The organism is Streptomyces sp. NPDC040718 (genome assembly GCF_055593565.1).
The window spans coordinates 65,968-82,258 of record NZ_JBVIXO010000019.1; the positions used below are offsets into that span (position 1 = coordinate 65,968).

Consider the following 16,291-nt stretch of genomic DNA (forward strand, 5'->3'; position numbering starts at 1 on the left):
GCAGTGGATAGAGGGACAGTTGCAGTCCCGCCATTGTGTTCATTGAGACAGTGTTAAAGTGCAGGGATTAGCAACACCTGGGCCCCGGGCTCGTACTCCTTCAACGCCCCTACCGCCCTCACCCACGACGAGACCCGCTTCGACGGCTGGTACTTCACCGGCGACTCCCTCAAGTCCGTGCTCGACGCCTACACCGACGTCAGCGGCAAACCCTTCATGGCCCCGATGTGGGGCTTCGAACTCGGCAACGCCGACTGCTTCAACGCCTCCAACCCCGACTACCAGGGCGACCACGGCCGGCCCCGCCACCAGACCACCCCCGACGTGGCCGGCTACGCCGCCGACGCCCGCGCCGCCGACATGCCCTCGGGCTGGTTCCTGCCCAACGACGGCTACGGCTGCGGCTACACCGCACCCCTGAAGTCCACCGTCGACGCCCTGAAGGCCAAGGGCTTCCAGACCGGCCTGTGGACCTCGACCGGCCTCGGCTCCATCGCCGACGAGGTGGGCAACGCGGGCAGCCGGGGCGTCAAGACCGACGTGGCCTGGATCGGCAGCGGCTACAAGTACGCCTTCCAGGGCGTCCAGCAGGCCGTCGACGGCATCGAGAAGAACTCCGACGCCCGCCGCTACGTCTGGACCGTCGACGGCTGGGCCGGCACCCAGCGCAACGCCGTCGTCTGGACCGGCGACACCCACGGCACCTGGGACGACATGCGCTGGCACGTCCCCGCCATCGCCGGCGCGGGCCTGTCCGGCCTCAACTACGCCTCCGGCGACGTCGACGGCATCTTCGGCGGCAGCCCGAAGACGTACGCCCGCGACCTCCAGTGGAAGGCCTTCACGCCCGCCTTCATGACGATGTCCGGGTGGGGTGCCGTCAACCCGTCGGCCGGCTACCAGGACAAGCAGCCCTGGCGCTTCGCCGAGCCGTACCTCTCCATCAACCGCAAGTACCTCCAGCTCAAGATGCGGCTGATGCCCTACCTGTACACGATGAGCCGCACCGCCCACGAGACCGGCGTCCCCAGCACCCGCGCGATGGTCCTGGAGTACCCCGACGACCCGGTCGCCCGGGGGAACCTGACCAGCGGCCAGTTCATGGCGGGGGACTCCTTCCTCGTCGCACCCGTCGTCTCCGACACGTCCGTCCGCGACGGCATCTACCTGCCCGCCGGGACCTGGACGGACTACTGGACCGGGAAGACGTACGCCGGCCCCGGCTGGCTGAACGGCTACCGGGCGCCCCTCGACACCCTGCCGCTGTTCGTCAAGGGCGGGGCGATCGTGCCGATGTGGCCGCAGATGAACCACTCCGGCGAGAAGCCCGTCGACATCCTCACCTACGACATCCACCCGCGCGGCGCCTCCTCCTTCAGCCTCTACGAGGACGACGGCCGCACCCGCGCCTACGCCTCCGGTGCCTTCGCCCGCCAGCGCGTGGACGTCACCGCCCCGGCGGCGGGCTCCGGCACGGTCACCGTCTCCGTCGGCGCCCCCACCGGCAGCTACGCCGGCCAGCGGGCGGCGCGCGGCTACGAGTTCAGCCTCCACGTGGCCTCCACCCCCGGAGCCCTCACGGCGGACGGCGCCGCGCTGCCCCGCCTCGCCGACAAGGCCGCCTACGACGCGGCCGCCACCGGATGGTTCTTCGACCCGGCCGACCGCGCGGGCGTCCTGTGGGTCAAGACCGGTACGAAGACGGGCGCGTTCACCGTCACCGCCACCGGGACCTCCGTCCCGGCCGCCGACCCGGTCCCGGTCACCTCGTCGCCCATCTCCCAGTCGGCCTGGACCCTGGTCTCCGCCGACAGCCAGGAGACCGCCGCCGAGAACGGGGCCGCGGCCAACGCCTTCGACGGCAACCCCGCCACCATGTGGCACACCGCCTGGTCCTCCGGCAAGGCGGCGGCCCTGCCGCACGAGATCCGGATCGACCTCGGCGCCCGCTACAGTGTCGACGGCCTCGGCTACCTGCCCCGCCAGGACGGCGGGGCCAACGGCCGGATCGGCGGCTACGAGGTCTACGTCTCCGACACCACCGCCGACTGGGGCACCCCTGCCGCCACCGGCACCTTCGCCGACACCCCGGCGGCCAAATCCGTCACCCTCCCCCCTAGGACCGGCCGCTACCTGAGGCTGCGGGCCCTGACCGAGGCGGGCGGGCGCGGCCCCTGGACCAGCGCCGCCGAACTCACCCTCGCCGGCCGCCCGGCACCGCTCCCGGCCGACGCCACCCTCGTCAACGCGGCCTCCTCGCGCTGCCTGGACCTCCCGCACAGCGACACCACCCCGGGCACCGCACCCACCCTCTACAGCTGCCACGGCGGCCCGAACCAGCGGTGGACCCTCCAGGGCGACGGCCGCCTCACCGGCCCGAACGGGGTCTGCCTCGACGCCGCCGACCCGGCGAAGGTCACGGTCCGGGCCTGCGCCGCCGGCCCCGCCCAGACCTGGCAGCCCGGCCCGGACGGCAGCCTGCGCAGCGCCGGCCAGTGCCTCACCCCGGTGGGATCGGGCACCGCCGACGGCACCGGACTCACTCGGGCCGCCTGTACCGGCACCGCCGCCCAGCGCTGGACCTTCACCCCCTGACCGCGGGTCCGGCCCGGCCCCCCACGCCGGGCCGGACCCGCCCGAGGCCGGGCGTGTACGCGGAGTCCCTCCGGCCCGGCAGCAGCCAGGCCGCGGCCAGGCCGAGGGCGGCCAGTGCCGCCAGGGCCGCCAGCGGCCGGGCCGCCGTACCGGCCCCCGAGGTGCCGGCCCCGGCGCCCGCCGCCACGGCGATGCCCAGGCTCGGGCCCACGTTCATCGCGGTCTGCTTGAGCCCGCCCACCACTCCCGCGTACCCGGCGGGGGCGTCGCCGACCACGGTGCCGGTGGCGGTGACCATCACCGCCGCGAACCCGGCCCCCAGCACCCCGAAGGCCGCCCCGCCGCCCCAGCCCAGACCGGCGATCCCCAGCACCACCAGCGCCGTCCCCGCGAGCGCCGTCCGCCGCGGCCCGTACCGGCGCAGCGCGGCGGCCGCGACCGGCGCCCCGGCCACCATCAGCGCGGTCAGCGGCAGTACCCGGATCCCGGTGGCGAGCGGGCTGAGGCCCCGTACGTCCTGGAGCAGGAACGTGGCCGTGAACAGCGCCCCGAACATCCCGGCCGACACCGCCAGCAGCAGCGCCACCGCCGCCGCCACGGGCCGCGACCGGGCCACCGCGACCGGCACCAGCGGCAGTTCCGCACGCCGCTCACCCCGTACGAACAGCGCCCCGAGCCCGGCCGCCGCCCCGAACCCCAGCAGCGTCGGCGCGGCCGTCCACCCGTACAGCGGTACGCCCGCCAGCGCGTGCACCGCCGCCGCCAGCGCGGCCGCGAGCAGCACCGGACCGGCCGGACCCAGCCGCCCCGCCTCCCGCGGCCCCGGCGCGGGCACGCGTACGGCGAGCGCGAGGCCGGCGATCAGCAGCGCGGCCGGCACGTTGAGCAGGAACACCGCCCGCCAGTCCATCAGCGCCACCAGCACCCCGCCCAGCAGCGGCCCCGCTGCCGCGGCCGCCCCGATCGCGCCGGTCCGCACCGCCACCGCCCGGCCCAGGCGCTGCGGCGGGTACACCAGCCGCAGCAGGGCCAGTGTCGCGGGCTGCAACAGCGCCCCGAACAGCCCCTGCACGGCGCGCAGCGCGATCACCCGGCCGACGCCGGGCGCCAGCGCGATCCCCGCCGACGCGGCGGCGAAGCCGAGCACCCCCGTCAGGAGCAGCCGGGTGTGCCCGTAGCGGTCCCCGAGGCGCCCGGCGACGACCAGGAACGCGGCGACGGCGAGCAGGTAGGCGGTGCTCGTCCACTGGACCTCCGCGACCCCGGCCCCCAGGTCGCGGCGCAGGGCCGGCTGCACCACGACGAGCACCGTGCCGTCGAGCGCGACGAGCATCGCCCCGGCCGCGCTGACCAGCAGCGCGAGCCGCTCCCTCATGCCGGCCCCGCCCCCAGGTGCGCGTCCACGACGGCGTCCACCAGCGCGTCCGGACGCAGGCCGCCCTCGTGGTCGGCACGGTCCGCGCCGGCACCGAGGACCAGCGGCAGGCTGCCGTAGCCCCACAGCTGCGCCACCCCGTGCAGCCCCGCCCACAGAGCGGCCGCCGTCACCTCCGGCTCCGCCGCCCCGCAGGCGCCGACCAGCCCGGTCAGCAGCGCGAACAGCGGCAGGGTCTGCTCCCGCAGCCGGGGGCCGCCCGAGGGCTCCTGGCCGGTGCTGTCCAGCAGGTCGTGCCGGAACATCAGCTCGAACATGCCCGGCTGCTCCAGCGCGTAGCCCACGTACGCCCTTCCGAGCGCGCGCACGTGCTCCCGGGGCGGGGGCTGCTCGGCGCCGACCGCGAGGAACCGGGTGCCGAGGTCGCCGAAGCCGCGCCGGGCGATGGCCGACAGCAGTGACTGGTGGGTGGGGAAGTAGCGCCGGGGCGCGCCGTGGGAGACTCCGGCACGGCGGGCGATCTCCCGCAGGCCGAGGGAGCCGGTCCCCTCGGCCGTGACCAGCTCCACCCCGACGTCGATCAGCCGCTCGCGCAGCGGCGCATCCGGTTCCATTGGCATAGACAGTGTCTACCACTGCTGTATAGACACTGTCTACCCAGGTCTGCCCGGCCTGTCGGTTCCGGCGCCGGCCGGCGGGTAGACGCCAGCCGCGGGGCTCACGCGAGGAGGTTGTCATGGGAACCGGAATCTGGGGCTACGGACACGAGGCCGGCTACGCGCCCGGCGCGGACCTCGTCGGCTACAAGGTCGAGGCCACCGACGGATCGATCGGCAAGGTCGACCGCCACACGGACGACGTGGCCCGCGCCTACCTGGTCGTCGACACCGGGCCGTGGATCTTCGGCCGCAAGGTCGTCATCCCGGCCGGAGTCGTCTCGCGCGTCGACAGCGAGAGCGGGACCGTGCACCTCGGCTGCACCCGCGACCAGGTCAAGGACTCGCCCGACTACGAGAAGAGCGGCCGCCACGAGGACGAGCCCGCCTTCGTCCAGCTGATCGAGACCCACTACTCCAACCCGCACATGTGAGGCGCACCGCACGTCCGAACCCCCTGGCGGCGCCCCCGCCCCACAGGTGATCATCTCCGGATGACCACAGAAACGATCACCGCCTCCGCAGGGGGCACCTGGACCCTCGGCGACCTCGAGGTCAACCGGGTCGGCTTCGGTGCCATGCGCCTGACGCAGAACGGCGCGGCGCTCCAGGCCGGCGCCGCGTCCAGTGACCGGGACCGGGCGATCGCCGTCCTCCGCCGCGCCGTGGAGCTCGGCGTGAACCACATCGACACCGCCGCGTTCTACTTCTCCCCGCTCCGCTCCGCCAACGAGCTGATCAACAGCGCGCTCGGCGGCCCCTACCCCGACGACCTCGTCATCGCCACCAAAGTCGGCCCCGCCCGGGACGCCTCGGGGGAGTGGGCCGAGCACGCCGTCGCCGCCCGGCTGCGGGGCCAGGTCGAGGAGAACCTGCGCCAGCTCGGCCGCGACCACCTCGACGTGGTCAACCTGCGCGTCATGCCCGAGCACACCGATTTCGCGGAACGCTTCGGAGCCCTGGCGGAACTCCGCCAGGCCGGGCTCATCCGCCACCTCGGCGTCTCCAACATCACCCCCGAACAGCTCGCCGAGGCCCGGGCCATCGCGCCGGTCGTCTGCGTGCAGAACATGTACGGCATCGGCGTACGGCCCGAGTACGACGCGTTCGTCCGCTCCTGCGGGGAGCACGGCATCGCCTTCGTGCCCTTCTACGCGATAGCCGGCGCCAATCGGGAGGGCGGCGCGGCCGGCTCCGAGAGCGAGGAGCTGCTCACGGTCGCCCGCGCCCACGGAGCAAGCCCCGCGCAGGTCCGCATCGCCTGGACCCTCCAGCGCGGACCCCACGTCCTGGCCATCCCCGGCACCGGCAACCCGGACCACCTCGCCGACAACGTCGCCGCCGGAGCCCTGCGCCTCACCGAGGAGGACCTGGCCCTCCTGGAGCGTCACCACCACGCGCCCGCACGGTAGGCCGGGCCCCGGCGCGGGCCGGCGCGGGCCGGCGCGGGCAGCACCGCGACCGGCCCCCGCCGGCCCGCCCGCGTCCGGCACAATCGGCGGATGAGCGAACAGACCCCCGCCGGGACCGCCGGCCCGCACGACCACGACCCCTACCTGTGGCTGGAGGACGTGGAAGGCGAGGCCGCACTCTCCTGGGTCCGTGAGCGCAACGCCGAAACCGTCGCCGCGCTGACCACGGACCCGGGCTTCAAGGTGCTGGAGCGCGAGGTGCGCGAGGTCCTCGACGACGACGGGCGCATCCCGTACGTGGTCCGGCGGGGCCGCCACCTCTACAACTTCTGGCAGGACGCGGGCCGGCTGCGGGGCGTCTGGCGGCGCACCACCCTGGAGGAGTACCGCACCGAGCACCCGGCCTGGGAGACCCTCCTCGACCTCGACGCCCTCGCCGACGCCGAGGGCGAGAAATGGGCCTGGGCCGGCAGCGCCGTCCTCGGCCCCGAGAACCGCCACGCCCTGGTCATGCTCTCCCGCGACGGCGCCGACGCCTGCGTGGTGCGCGAGTTCGACCTCCACACCCTGGAGTTCGTCGAAGGCGGCTTCGCCGTCGAGGAGGCCAAGACCCGGGTCGACTGGATCGACGCCGACCACCTCTGGATCGGCACCGACTTCGGCCCCGGCTCCATGTCCCCGTCCGGCTACCCCCTCCAGGTCCGCCGCTGGCGCCGCGGCACCCCCCTCGCCGAAGCCGAAAGGGTCTACGAGGCCCGGCCCCAGGACCTGTCCGCCACCGGCTGGCACGACGACACACCCGGCTTCGAACGGGACTTCGTGTCCCGGCAGATCGACTTCTGGAACGGCGAGCTGTTCCTGCTGCCCGAGGACCCCGCCGCGGCACCCGAGAAGATCGACGTACCCGACGACGCCGGTGCCGGGATTTACCGCCGGTGGCTGATCGTCCAGCCGCGCACCCCCTGGCTGGGCCACCCGGCCGGCAGCCTGCTCGCCTTCGACTTCGAGGACTTCCGGGCGGGCGGCCGCGGGGCGGAGGTCCTGTTCACCCCCGACGGGCGCACCGCCCTCGCCGGCTACAGCTGGACCCGCAACCACCTCCTGCTGCGCACCCGCGCCGACGTCTCCTCCCGCCTGGAACTGCTCACCCCCGGCCCGGACGGCTGGACCCGCGCGCCCCTGGACGGCGTACCGCCGCTGTCCACGGCCACGGTGGTGTGCACCGACCCGGACGAGAGCGACGAGTACTTCCTCGACGTCACCGGCTTCCTCCAGCCCTCCACCCTCTTCCGCGGAGAGGCAGGGACCGCCGGCGGCGAGGCCCTCAAGCAGGCCCCCGCCCTGTTCGACACCGACGGCCTCCGCGTGAGCCAGTACTTCGCCACCTCCCCCGACGGCACCCGGGTCCCGTACTTCGTCGTCGGCCCCGAGGACCGGCCCGGGCCCGGCCCCACCCTGCTCTACGGGTACGGCGGCTTCGAGATCTCGATGGTCCCGTACTACAGCGCCGTCAACGGCCGGACCTGGCTCGCCCGCGGGGGCACGTACGTCCTCGCCGGCATCCGCGGCGGCCGCGAGTACGGGCCCGCCTGGCACCAGGCCGCCCTCGGGGCCAACCGGGTCCGGGCCTTCGAGGACTTCGCCGCCGTCGCCCGCGACCTCACCGCGCGCGGCATCACCACCCCCGCCCAGCTCGGCATCGAGGGCGGCAGCAACGGCGGCCTCCTGATGGGCGCGATGCTCACCCGCGACCCCGGGCTGTTCGGCGCCGTCGTCTCGCACGTACCGCTGCTGGACATGCTCCGCTTCCACAAGCTCCTCGCCGGGGCCAGCTGGACCGCCGAGTACGGCAACCCCGACGACCCCGCCGACCGGCCCCACCTCGAACGGATCTCCCCGTACCACCGGATGACCGCCGACGGCCCCGCGTACCCGCCCCTGCTGCTGCTCACCTCCACCCGGGACGACCGCGTCCACCCCGGCCACGCCCGCAAGGCGGCCGCCCGGCTGCGCGAACTGGGCCACCCGGTCCTCTTCCACGAGCACATCGGCGGCGGCCACTCCGGCGCCACCGACCACCAGCAGACGGCCTTCAACGAGGCCCTCGTCGCCACCTTCCTCTGGGAGCGGCTCACCCCGCCGAGGTGACGCCCGGCGCGCTCCACCGGCCCCGCCGCGCCCGGCCTGGTGGAATGGACCGACCGGCGGCCCGCAGGGGGCCGCCCGCCGGTCGGAGGAGACGTGTCGGACCGCTACGGCCACGCACCGGACCCCGACGGGGCGCTGGAGGCCATCGGCACCACCGACGACGAGCGCACCACCTGCCGGGAACTGGCCGCCTTCCTCTTCCGCACCCTGTGCGACGCGGCGGCCGTCGACCTCACCGCCGAGGGCCGCACCGAGCGGGTGGCCGCCGCCGGCGCCACCGGGCTGCTGCGCGCCCCGGGACCCGCGGTACGGCCCGCCGTCGTCGCCCTGGACGGTGGCCACCCGCTGCGCAGCTGGACCCTGCGCCCGGGCGGCCCCCCGGTGCACGGCCTCTCCGTCGAGCTGGCCCGGCACGGGACCTCGTACGGCACCCTCCTCGCGGTGCGCACCGGCGCGGCGTTCACCGACCGCGAGGCCGCCGCCCTGCACTTCGCCGCGCGCGTCGCGGCCCTGCACATCCGCCACGCCAGGCGGCTCGCCGCCACCGAGTCCGTCGCGCTCGACCTCCAGCGGGCCCTCGTCGCCGACCCGGGCCGGCCCCACCCGAACCTGCTGGTCGCCGGCCGCTACCTGCCGGTCGGGCCGAGCACCCTGGTCGGCGGCGACTGGTTCGAGACCGTCCGGCTGCACTTCGGGCGGACCCTGCTGGTGGTGGGCGACGTCATGGGACACGGCCTGGACGCCGCCGTGGACATGAACGCCTACCGCTCCACCCTGCGCGAGGTCGCCTCCACCGAGCTCGCCCCGCACCGGGTGCTGCGCCAGCTCGACGCCCTCGTCGCCGAGGACGCCGCCCGGCGGGCCGCCACCTGCCTGCTCGTACGCGTCGACCCCGCGCGCGGTACCGCCCTGTACGCCGCCGCGGGCCACCTGCCGCCCGCCGTGTTCGCGGCGGACGGCACCGGCCGGCTGCTCGACGTGCCGGTGGGGCCGCCGCTGGGCACGGGGCTGGGCGGGTACGAGTCGGCGGCCCATCCCCTGGGACCCGGGGACACGCTGGTCCTCTACACCGACGGGTTGGTCGAGCGGCGCGGCGAGGACATCGACCGCTCCCTCGCCCGGCTCACCGGCCTGCGGCTGCCGGCCTGCGGGACGGCCGAGGAGGCCGTGGACGCCGTGCTCGCAGGCCTCGACGCCCGCCACGCCGAGGACGACGTCGCCGTGCTCGCCGCCCGGATCCGCGTCCGCGGCACGCCCGGATGAGGGGTCAGCCGAGGGCGCGGGCGACGAGGAGGGCGACGTCGTCGTGCGTGTCGGGGCGGCGCAGGGCCGACAGCAGCAGGTCGCAGGTCTCCTCGATGGGGCGGTGGGGGCCGGCGAGGAGGTCCGTCAGGGTCAGCAGGCGGGCGTCGATGTCCTGGTCGCGGGTTTCGACCAGCCCGTCGGTGTAGAGCACCAGCTCGTCGCCCTCGCCGAGGGTCACGGCGGTGTTGGAGAAGGGGACGCCGCCGACGCCGAGCGGCACCGCCGTCGGCAGCCGCAGCAGCCGGGGAGGGCGGCCGCCGCGCAGGTGTACGGGCGGCAGGTGGCCCGCGGTGGAGATGTGGCACAGCCTGCTGTGCGGGTCGTAGACGGCGTAGACGCACGTGGCCATGGCCTCGCCGAGGTCGCCGGTGGCCGCGTCGAGGTGGGTGAGCACCGTGGCGGGGTCGAGGCCGAGGCGGCCCAGCGCGCGGGCGGTGGCGCGCAGCTGGCCCATGGTCGCGGCCGCGTTGATGCCGCTGCCCATCACGTCGCCGACGACCAGCGCGGTCCGGTCCCCGGAGAGCGGGATGACGTCGAACCAGTCGCCGCCGGTCTCGTCGGCCGCGCCCGCGGGCTGGTACCGGTAGGCGATGTCCAGTCCCGGGGCCGCCGGGGGGTGCTGGGGCAGCAGGTGGCGCTGGAGGGCGAGGGCGGCGTGGCGCTGGCGCTGGTACCAGCGGGCGTTGTCGATGGACACGGCCGCGTGGGCGGCGAGTTCGGAGGCGAGGAGCACGTCGTCGGGGCCGAACGGCACCGGGTTGCGGGCACGTTTGAGGTCGAGGGTGCCCAGCACCTGGCCGCGGGCGATCAGCGGCACCGCCAGGTACGAGTGCACCCCCGCCTCGCCCAGCAGCCGGGCGGCGGCCTCGTCGCGGGCGATGCGGGGCAGGTCTTCGGGCCGGACGTGCGGGACGAGTTCCGGCCGGCCGGTCCGGGCGCAGCGGGCCACCAGCCGTTCGGGGCGGTACGAGGCCACGTCGCCGACGGGGTCGGCCGCCGCCTCGGCGGGGGTGCGGTACGCCGATTTCACCGCGAGCGCGCGGAACCGTACGGCCCGCTCGTCGGCGGCTCCACCCGGCCGGGGCCCCGTCAGGATGGAGTCGAGGACGTCCACGGCGGCGATGTCGGCGATCTCCGGGACGGCGACGTCGGCCAGCTCCCGGGCGGTGATGTCCAGGTCCAGGGTGGTGCCGATGCGCGCGGATGCGTCGGCGATCAGGGCCAGGCGCCGGCGGGCGTGGGCGGCCGACACGGCCGCGTGGTGCTGTTCGGTCACGTCCACCACCGACACCGCGACGCCGATCACCCGGCCGGCCTGGTCCTCCAGCCGGTAGATCGACACCAGCCAGGCCCGCTCACCGGAGTCCTCGGAGATCCGGCCGGTGGTGAAGTGGTCCAGCAGGGGCGCGCCGGTCGCCATGACCTCCCGCATGCTGGCCTCGACCGCCGACGAGTCCAGGAAGGGCAGGATGTCGGCGATCCGGTGCCCGATGTGCCGCTCGGACGGCACCCCGTTGATGCGTTCCAGGGCCGGGTTGACCAGGACGTACCGCAGATCGGTGTCGAGGACGGCCAGCCCGATGGGGGACTGGTCGACCATGCGCAGGGACAGGGCCAGATCCCGTTCGACGCGGCGGAGGGTGGCCTGCTCGGACGCCAGGCCCAGGGCGTAGAGGCGGCCGTTGGCGGCCTGGAGGCGCATGTTGCGGAACTCCACGAGGACCATGTGGCCGTCCCGGTGGCGCACGGGGAAGGAGCCCGCCCACGCGCCCTGGCCCCACATCACCCGGGCGAACAGCTCCAGGACCTCCTCGCGGTCCCGCTCCTCCACCAGCAGCGTCGCCGCGTACTGCCCGAGGGCCTCCTGCGCCGGGTAGCCGAAGAGGGTCTCGGCCTGGGGGCTCCACAGGCTGATCCGGCCCTCGGCGTCCAGGACCACGGCGGCCACCCCGAGCACGTCGAGCAGGCCGCCCGCCGCCGGAGATCCCGCTCCGGGGCCGCCGGACGGCGGTTCGGGCTGCGCATCGGCCATCACCGCGCCTCCTCACCCGGGCGGACTCCCCACCATGCTGATGCCCCGCCGGGGCCCTGGCGACCCGGTCGCGGCCATCAGGTGGTGGTGCCGCCCCCCACCCGCCCCGGCACCGCCGTCCGGTGGGGACGGCGGTGCCGGGCCGGCGGGTGCGCGCCGGTCAGTGGAAGAGCATGGACGCGCCGCCGGCCGCCGTGGTCACGGATCCCGGGCACAGGAAGCTGCCCGAGCTCTTGGTGGCGGTGAAGGCGCGGTTGAGGTACTTCCCGGTGGCCGCGTCGCGGTCCCACAGGATGTTGGTGGCCTTGTAGCGGCAGGATATGAAGCTCTGCTGGCCGGTGATGTCGATGAGGTCGGTACGGGCGGAGGTCCCGGCGGCGTCGAAGGTGAACGCCGGGTTGTTGTTGAGGCTGGCGGCGATCCCGCCGTCGCAGGCGAGGTTTCCGCCGGGCTTGTTGATGCTGGTGCGGTCGACGGTGAGGGCGCTGGGGGGATTGGCGCTGGTGCGGGCATTGGTCCAGGTGCAGGTGTTGCCCGCTACGACGATGACGCCGTCGACCTTCTGGTCGGCGGCGGTGCCGAAGGCGGCGGCGCTCGTGACACTGCCGGCCGTGGCCGCGAGGGCCAGTGCGGCGACGGCGAGTTTCGCACGGTGCATGATGTCGCTCCTCTGTGACACGTCCTTGTGGGGGTGTGGTGCGAGGGCGGTGCGGAGTGCGCCACGGAATGTGTCACAGCCGTCTTGAAATGTCATGCACGCGTCATGCATTGGCCTGAATGAGGCCCTGCCGGGGACGGGCGCCGGGACGGGGTGCGCCAGGGCGGGGCGGGTGGACGGGGTGCGGCGGGAGGGTCAGGGCACGTCGGTGTCCGTCGGCTCGGCCTCGTACACGTGCGGGGCGTCCCCCTGCCACTCGATGAGCGCCGGCGCGCCTCCGAGCACCACCTCGTCGGGGTCCGGGACCTCCGCGCGGCGCAGGAACTCGATCACGTCCGCGTCGGTGTGCGCCGTGCCGAGGGCCGCGTCTTGGTCCTGGACGCGCAGGGTGACCCGGCGGCCGCCCGAGGGGGAGATGCGGTGGACGACGATCGGCGCGTGCTCCATGCCTCCACCCTGGAGCCGGTCCGCCGCCGACGCATCCGGGGGCGGCCGGCCGCCCCCGTGTACGCCGCTGTACCACCGGGGGAGTAGGCGGGGAACGCTACGCAAGGGTGACGCCGGTGACGGGGGAGCCGGTCTAGCTTGACGGTATGGAAACGCGGAGCGAACGCCCGGACCCCGCGGACTGCCCGTCCTGGGCGGGCAGTCCGGCCGCTCCCTCAAAGACGGTGCCGCCCCTGAGCCCCACCGCGCGGGGCGGCACCGGGGTCCGTGAAATGATCACCAGACAGTCGCGTCGGGGGCGGCCCGTCGCCCCACGTGATCCGACCAGGGGGAGACCGACGATGGAACAGACCGGAGCCGTGGAGATCACCTCCGAGGCCGAACTGCGCGAACTCCTCGGCCCGGTGGGGCCCACGGCCGCCGGGAAGGGGCGGCGGTCCCTGCACGAGCACCACCGGCAGTGGATCGCCCGGTCCCCGCTCTGCCTCATCGGCACCTCCGCCGCCGACGGCAGCTGCGACGTCTCCCCCAAGGGCGACCCGCCCGGCTTCGCCAAGGTCCTCGACGACACCACCCTCGTGATACCCGACCGCCCCGGGAACCGCCGCGCGGACAGCTACCGCAACATCCTCGCCAACCCGCACGTCGGGCTGCTCTTCCTGGTCCCCGGCCGGGGCGACACCCTCCGCGTCAACGGCCGCGCCAGACTGCTGCGGGACGCCCCGTTCTTCGACACGATGACCGTCAAGGGCCACCGGCCCGCGCTCGCCCTGGTCGTGGAGACCGAGGAGGTCTACTTCCACTGCTCCCGCGCCTTCCTGCGCTCCGGCCTGTGGAAGACGGACACCTGGGACCCCGAGGCGGCCCCCTCCCGGGCGAGCATCTCCAAGGCCCTGGAGAAGCCGGAGCTGTCGCTGGAGGAGCTGGAGCGCTACTACGGCCCCGCGTACGGACAGAACGACCTGTACGGCTGACACACCGGGCCCCGGGCAGCGCCCCCCGGGGCCCGGCCGCGTGGCAGGCTGGACGACATGTGCGGCCGATACGTCTCCACCCGCGGTCCCGAGGACCTGTCCGGCCTCTTCCAGGTCTCCGGCCCCGCCCCCGACACGGTGCTGCCGCCCAGCTGGAACGTCGCCCCGACGGATCCGGTCTGGGCGGTGCTGGAGCGCGCCGACCGCGAGAGCGGGGTCCTGGAACGGCAGCTGAGGGCGCTGCGGTGGGGGCTGGTGCCGTCCTGGTCGAAGGGGCCGGGCGGCGCGGCGAAAATGATCAACGCCCGGGTCGAGACGGTGGGGGAGAAGCCCGCCTACCGCCGGGCCTTCGCCAAGCGCCGCTGCCTGCTCCCCGCCGACGGCTTCTACGAATGGGAGTCGGTCCCGGCCGCCGGCTCCGTGAAGGCGTACAAGCAGCCGTACTTCATCAGCCCCGAGGACGGCACGGTGATGGCGATGGCGGGCCTGTACGAGTTCTGGCGCGACCCCGCCGTCACCGACGGGGACGACCCGGCCGCCTGGTGGGCGACCTGCACCGTCATCACCACCGAGGCCACCGACGCCGCCGGCCGCGTCCACCCCCGGATGCCCCTGGCCCTCGCCCCCGCCGACTACGACGCCTGGCTCGACCCCGCGCACCAGGACCCCGACGCCCTGCGCGCCCTCCTCGCCGCCCCGGCCGGAGGCCGCCTGGCAGCCCGCGCGGTGAACACGGCGGTCAACAACGTGCGCAACAACGGCCCCGAGCTCCTCCAGGACGCCCGGGCATCCTGAACCGCCGACCCCTCACACCCCGCGGACAGGACACACACGGGCGCGCTCCCCGGACACCGGGGCCAGGGCCTCGGCAAGCCGATCATGACGGCACGGCCCGCCGGTTCCAGCCGCTACGCCCCCGGCGGCAGCACCACCACCGGCACCCGCTGGACCTGGTTGTTGCCGAACCCGCCGCGGTTCCAGGGCTGTTCGAGGGGCTGGGTGCGGCCCGACGCGTCCGTGGCGCGGACCACGAGCGTGTGGCTGCCGGGGACGGCCGTCCACGGGGCCCGCCAGGCCTGCCACGCCCAGCCGCCCGGCTCCCGCGCCGCCACCTCGGCGTCCGCCCACGTACGCCCGCCGTCGCCGCTGACCTCCACCCGGGTCACCGGCCCGTGCCCCGACCAGGCGCGCCCCTCCAGCCGCACGGGCCCCGGGCGCACCACCCGGACGCGGGACATGAAGTCGGGGAACCCCGGGGGGACCATCAGGGCCCTCGGCGCGATCCGGTTCACCGGCTCGCCGGGGTCCTCGGCGGTGCGCCGGTAGCGGTAGGCCACCGCCTGCTGGAAGCCGGTGAAGGGCTCCTCGGCCAGGGTGATGTCCCGCAGCCACTTCACATGGGCCATTCCGTACCAGCCCGGCACCACCAGCCGCAGCGGGAAGCCGTGCTGCGGCGGCAGGGGCGCGCCGTTCATCGCGTACGCGAGCAGCGCCTCGGGATCCGCCCCGGTGGCGGCCGGCAGCGGCAGGCTGCGCCGGTAGTCCCGCTCCACGCCCCGCTCCACCCCGTGGTCGGCGCCGGTGAACACCGCCTCCACCGCCTCCGGGAGCACCCCCGCCTCCGCGAGCACGGTCCGCAGCGGCACCCCCGTCCAGTCGGCGGTGCCCACCGCCTCGACCAGCCACGGCTGGCTCACCGGCCGGGGCGTCAGCCGCGCCCGCCCGTTGCCCGCGCACTCCATCGTGACCCGGCGGGTGACGGCCGGCAGCGCCCGCAGGGCGGCCAGGTCCAGCGACAGCGGCGTCCGCACCCGGCCGCCGACGCGGAGCCGCCAGCCGCCGGCGCCGGGGTCAGGGCCGGCGTCGGGGATGTCGTAGTGGACCAGTACGTAGTGCAGCCCGGGCGGGGTGACCTCGTACCGCAGTGCCTCCAGGGGCAGCCCGTGGTTGCGGGCGGCGAGGGCCAGCTCCTCGGCGCTGATGCCCTCGCCCTCGGCCGCCACCCGCCCCGGGGCGCTGACGCCGCTCAGGGACGCCTCTTCCATCCCCTCATGGTCGCGCGCCCGGAGCCCCGCCGCCCGCCGCGCGTGCGAGCGCCCCGCGCAGCGCGGCCGCCGAGGTGAAGCGGTGGCCCCGGATGCCGAGGGCGCGGGCGGCGTCGACGTTCTCCTGCCGGTCGTCGACGAACAGCACCCGGCCGGGTGCCGCGTCCAGTGCCCGCAGGCACCACTCGTAGGCGCCGGGCGACGGTTTGGCGTGGCCGATCCGGCAGGACAGGCCCCGCACCTCGAAGTCGGCGAGCCAGGGGTGCTGGCGTTCGTAGTGGAGGGCGAGCTCCTCCGGGATGTTCGACAGGAGCGCGATCCGCCGCCCGGACGCCGCCAGTTCCCCGATCAGGTCCACCATCTCCGCGTCCACCGCGCTCCAGCTCGCGATGTCGGCCTCCACGAGCGCGGCGACCCGCTCCGGGCCGAAGTCCGTCCCGAGCGCCGCGGCCACCAGGCGCCAGTACTCCGGCCCGTCCACCGCGCCGCTGTCGTAGGGCGGGCGCAGTGCCCAGTACGCCTCGCGGAACGCCTCCCGGGGCACGCCGGCCGCTTCGACCAGGCGTGCTTCGCCCTCCGGTGACTGGTGGCGGGCGATGACGCCGAACATGTCGAAGAGCAGGATCTCGGTCCCGTCCATCTCC

At 75.0% G+C, this 16,291-nt stretch carries 14 protein-coding genes; 7 read left to right on the forward strand and 7 right to left on the reverse strand.

Annotation, left to right across the window (positions count from 1 at the left end):
• Positions 1-177: 177 nt before the first annotated feature.
• Entirely contained in the window at positions 178-2,595 is a 2,418-nt protein-coding gene (locus tag ACZ597_RS32100) for a TIM-barrel domain-containing protein (protein WP_471338034.1), read from the forward strand.
• Here the strand turns inward: ACZ597_RS32100 and ACZ597_RS32105 are convergent.
• Together ACZ597_RS32105 and ACZ597_RS32110 are read right to left on the reverse strand one after the other, a co-directional pair.
• Entirely contained in the window at positions 2,585-3,970 is a 1,386-nt protein-coding gene (locus ACZ597_RS32105) for an MFS transporter (protein ID WP_471338038.1), read from the reverse strand. The genes ACZ597_RS32100 and ACZ597_RS32105 overlap by 11 nt on opposite strands.
• A complete protein-coding gene (locus ACZ597_RS32110; RefSeq protein WP_471338041.1) occupies positions 3,967-4,584 on the reverse strand; it encodes a TetR/AcrR family transcriptional regulator in 618 nt (205 codons plus the stop codon). The genes ACZ597_RS32105 and ACZ597_RS32110 overlap by 4 nt, the downstream gene beginning before the upstream one ends.
• A gap of 122 nt (positions 4,585-4,706) precedes the next feature.
• Between ACZ597_RS32110 and ACZ597_RS32115 the strand changes: the two genes are divergently transcribed.
• The 4 genes from ACZ597_RS32115 to ACZ597_RS32130 all read left to right on the forward strand — a co-directional run bounded on the left by ACZ597_RS32115 (position 4,707) and on the right by ACZ597_RS32130 (position 9,449).
• Complete coding sequence (locus tag ACZ597_RS32115; RefSeq protein WP_471338044.1) at positions 4,707-5,060, forward strand: PRC-barrel domain-containing protein; 354 nt, start codon at positions 4,707-4,709, stop codon at positions 5,058-5,060.
• A 60-nt stretch (positions 5,061-5,120) separates the two neighbouring features.
• Complete coding sequence (locus ACZ597_RS32120; protein ID WP_471338048.1) at positions 5,121-6,038, forward strand: oxidoreductase; 918 nt, start codon at positions 5,121-5,123, stop codon at positions 6,036-6,038.
• A gap of 90 nt (positions 6,039-6,128) precedes the next feature.
• Positions 6,129-8,186 carry a prolyl oligopeptidase family serine peptidase gene (locus tag ACZ597_RS32125; protein WP_471338051.1) on the forward strand — a complete coding sequence of 686 codons (2,058 nt, stop codon included), beginning with the start codon at positions 6,129-6,131 and terminating at the stop codon, positions 8,184-8,186.
• A 93-nt stretch (positions 8,187-8,279) separates the two neighbouring features.
• Positions 8,280-9,449 (forward strand): PP2C family protein-serine/threonine phosphatase, encoded by a 1,170-nt coding sequence (locus ACZ597_RS32130; protein WP_471338054.1) that lies wholly within the window; start codon positions 8,280-8,282, stop codon positions 9,447-9,449.
• A gap of 4 nt (positions 9,450-9,453) precedes the next feature.
• Here ACZ597_RS32130 and ACZ597_RS32135 read toward each other — a convergent pair whose 3' ends face one another.
• The 3 genes from ACZ597_RS32135 to ACZ597_RS32145 all read right to left on the reverse strand — a co-directional run bounded on the left by ACZ597_RS32135 (position 9,454) and on the right by ACZ597_RS32145 (position 12,628).
• Positions 9,454-11,523: a SpoIIE family protein phosphatase gene (locus ACZ597_RS32135; protein WP_471338057.1), complete on the reverse strand. Its 2,070-nt coding sequence runs from the start codon at positions 11,521-11,523 to the stop codon at positions 9,454-9,456.
• A 160-nt stretch (positions 11,524-11,683) separates the two neighbouring features.
• Complete coding sequence (locus ACZ597_RS32140; protein WP_471338060.1) at positions 11,684-12,181, reverse strand: hypothetical protein; 498 nt, start codon at positions 12,179-12,181, stop codon at positions 11,684-11,686.
• A 195-nt stretch (positions 12,182-12,376) separates the two neighbouring features.
• Positions 12,377-12,628 carry a hypothetical protein gene (locus ACZ597_RS32145; protein ID WP_471338063.1) on the reverse strand — a complete coding sequence of 84 codons (252 nt, stop codon included), beginning with the start codon at positions 12,626-12,628 and terminating at the stop codon, positions 12,377-12,379.
• 341 nt (positions 12,629-12,969) lie between these two features.
• On the opposite strand from ACZ597_RS32145, the gene ACZ597_RS32150 reads away from it, so the two are divergent.
• Positions 12,970-13,602 (forward strand): pyridoxamine 5'-phosphate oxidase family protein, encoded by a 633-nt coding sequence (locus tag ACZ597_RS32150; RefSeq protein WP_471338066.1) that lies wholly within the window; start codon positions 12,970-12,972, stop codon positions 13,600-13,602.
• Positions 13,603-13,659: 57 nt separating this feature from the next.
• Positions 13,660-14,397 carry an SOS response-associated peptidase gene (locus ACZ597_RS32155; protein WP_471338070.1) on the forward strand — a complete coding sequence of 246 codons (738 nt, stop codon included), beginning with the start codon at positions 13,660-13,662 and terminating at the stop codon, positions 14,395-14,397.
• 113 nt (positions 14,398-14,510) lie between these two features.
• On the opposite strand, the gene ACZ597_RS32160 is transcribed toward ACZ597_RS32155, so the two are convergent.
• On the reverse strand, positions 14,511-15,647 hold the full coding sequence (locus ACZ597_RS32160) for a sulfite oxidase (protein WP_471338078.1): 1,137 nt from the start codon (positions 15,645-15,647) through the stop codon (positions 14,511-14,513).
• A gap of 4 nt (positions 15,648-15,651) precedes the next feature.
• Positions 15,652-16,287 carry an HAD family hydrolase gene (locus ACZ597_RS32165; RefSeq protein ID WP_471338085.1) on the reverse strand — a complete coding sequence of 212 codons (636 nt, stop codon included), beginning with the start codon at positions 16,285-16,287 and terminating at the stop codon, positions 15,652-15,654.
• Positions 16,288-16,291: the final 4 nt, after the last annotated feature.

Bases quoted from the DNA above. Each gene is read 5' to 3' on its own strand.
- ACZ597_RS32105 (WP_471338038.1), bottom strand. From the start codon at position 3,970: ATGAGGGAGCGGCTCGCGCTGCTGGTCAGCGCGGCCGGGGCGATGCTC.
- ACZ597_RS32110 (WP_471338041.1), bottom strand. From the start codon at position 4,584: ATGGAACCGGATGCGCCGCTGCGCGAGCGGCTGATCGACGTCGGGGTG.
- ACZ597_RS32115 (WP_471338044.1), top strand. From the start codon at position 4,707: ATGGGAACCGGAATCTGGGGCTACGGACACGAGGCCGGCTACGCGCCC.
- ACZ597_RS32120 (WP_471338048.1), top strand. From the start codon at position 5,121: ATGACCACAGAAACGATCACCGCCTCCGCAGGGGGCACCTGGACCCTC.
- ACZ597_RS32125 (WP_471338051.1), top strand. From the start codon at position 6,129: ATGAGCGAACAGACCCCCGCCGGGACCGCCGGCCCGCACGACCACGAC.
- ACZ597_RS32135 (WP_471338057.1), bottom strand. From the start codon at position 11,523: ATGGCCGATGCGCAGCCCGAACCGCCGTCCGGCGGCCCCGGAGCGGGA.
- ACZ597_RS32140 (WP_471338060.1), bottom strand. From the start codon at position 12,181: ATGCACCGTGCGAAACTCGCCGTCGCCGCACTGGCCCTCGCGGCCACG.
- ACZ597_RS32145 (WP_471338063.1), bottom strand. From the start codon at position 12,628: ATGGAGCACGCGCCGATCGTCGTCCACCGCATCTCCCCCTCGGGCGGC.
- ACZ597_RS32150 (WP_471338066.1), top strand. From the start codon at position 12,970: ATGGAACAGACCGGAGCCGTGGAGATCACCTCCGAGGCCGAACTGCGC.
- ACZ597_RS32155 (WP_471338070.1), top strand. From the start codon at position 13,660: ATGTGCGGCCGATACGTCTCCACCCGCGGTCCCGAGGACCTGTCCGGC.
- ACZ597_RS32160 (WP_471338078.1), bottom strand. From the start codon at position 15,647: ATGGAAGAGGCGTCCCTGAGCGGCGTCAGCGCCCCGGGGCGGGTGGCG.
- ACZ597_RS32165 (WP_471338085.1), bottom strand. From the start codon at position 16,287: ATGGACGGGACCGAGATCCTGCTCTTCGACATGTTCGGCGTCATCGCC.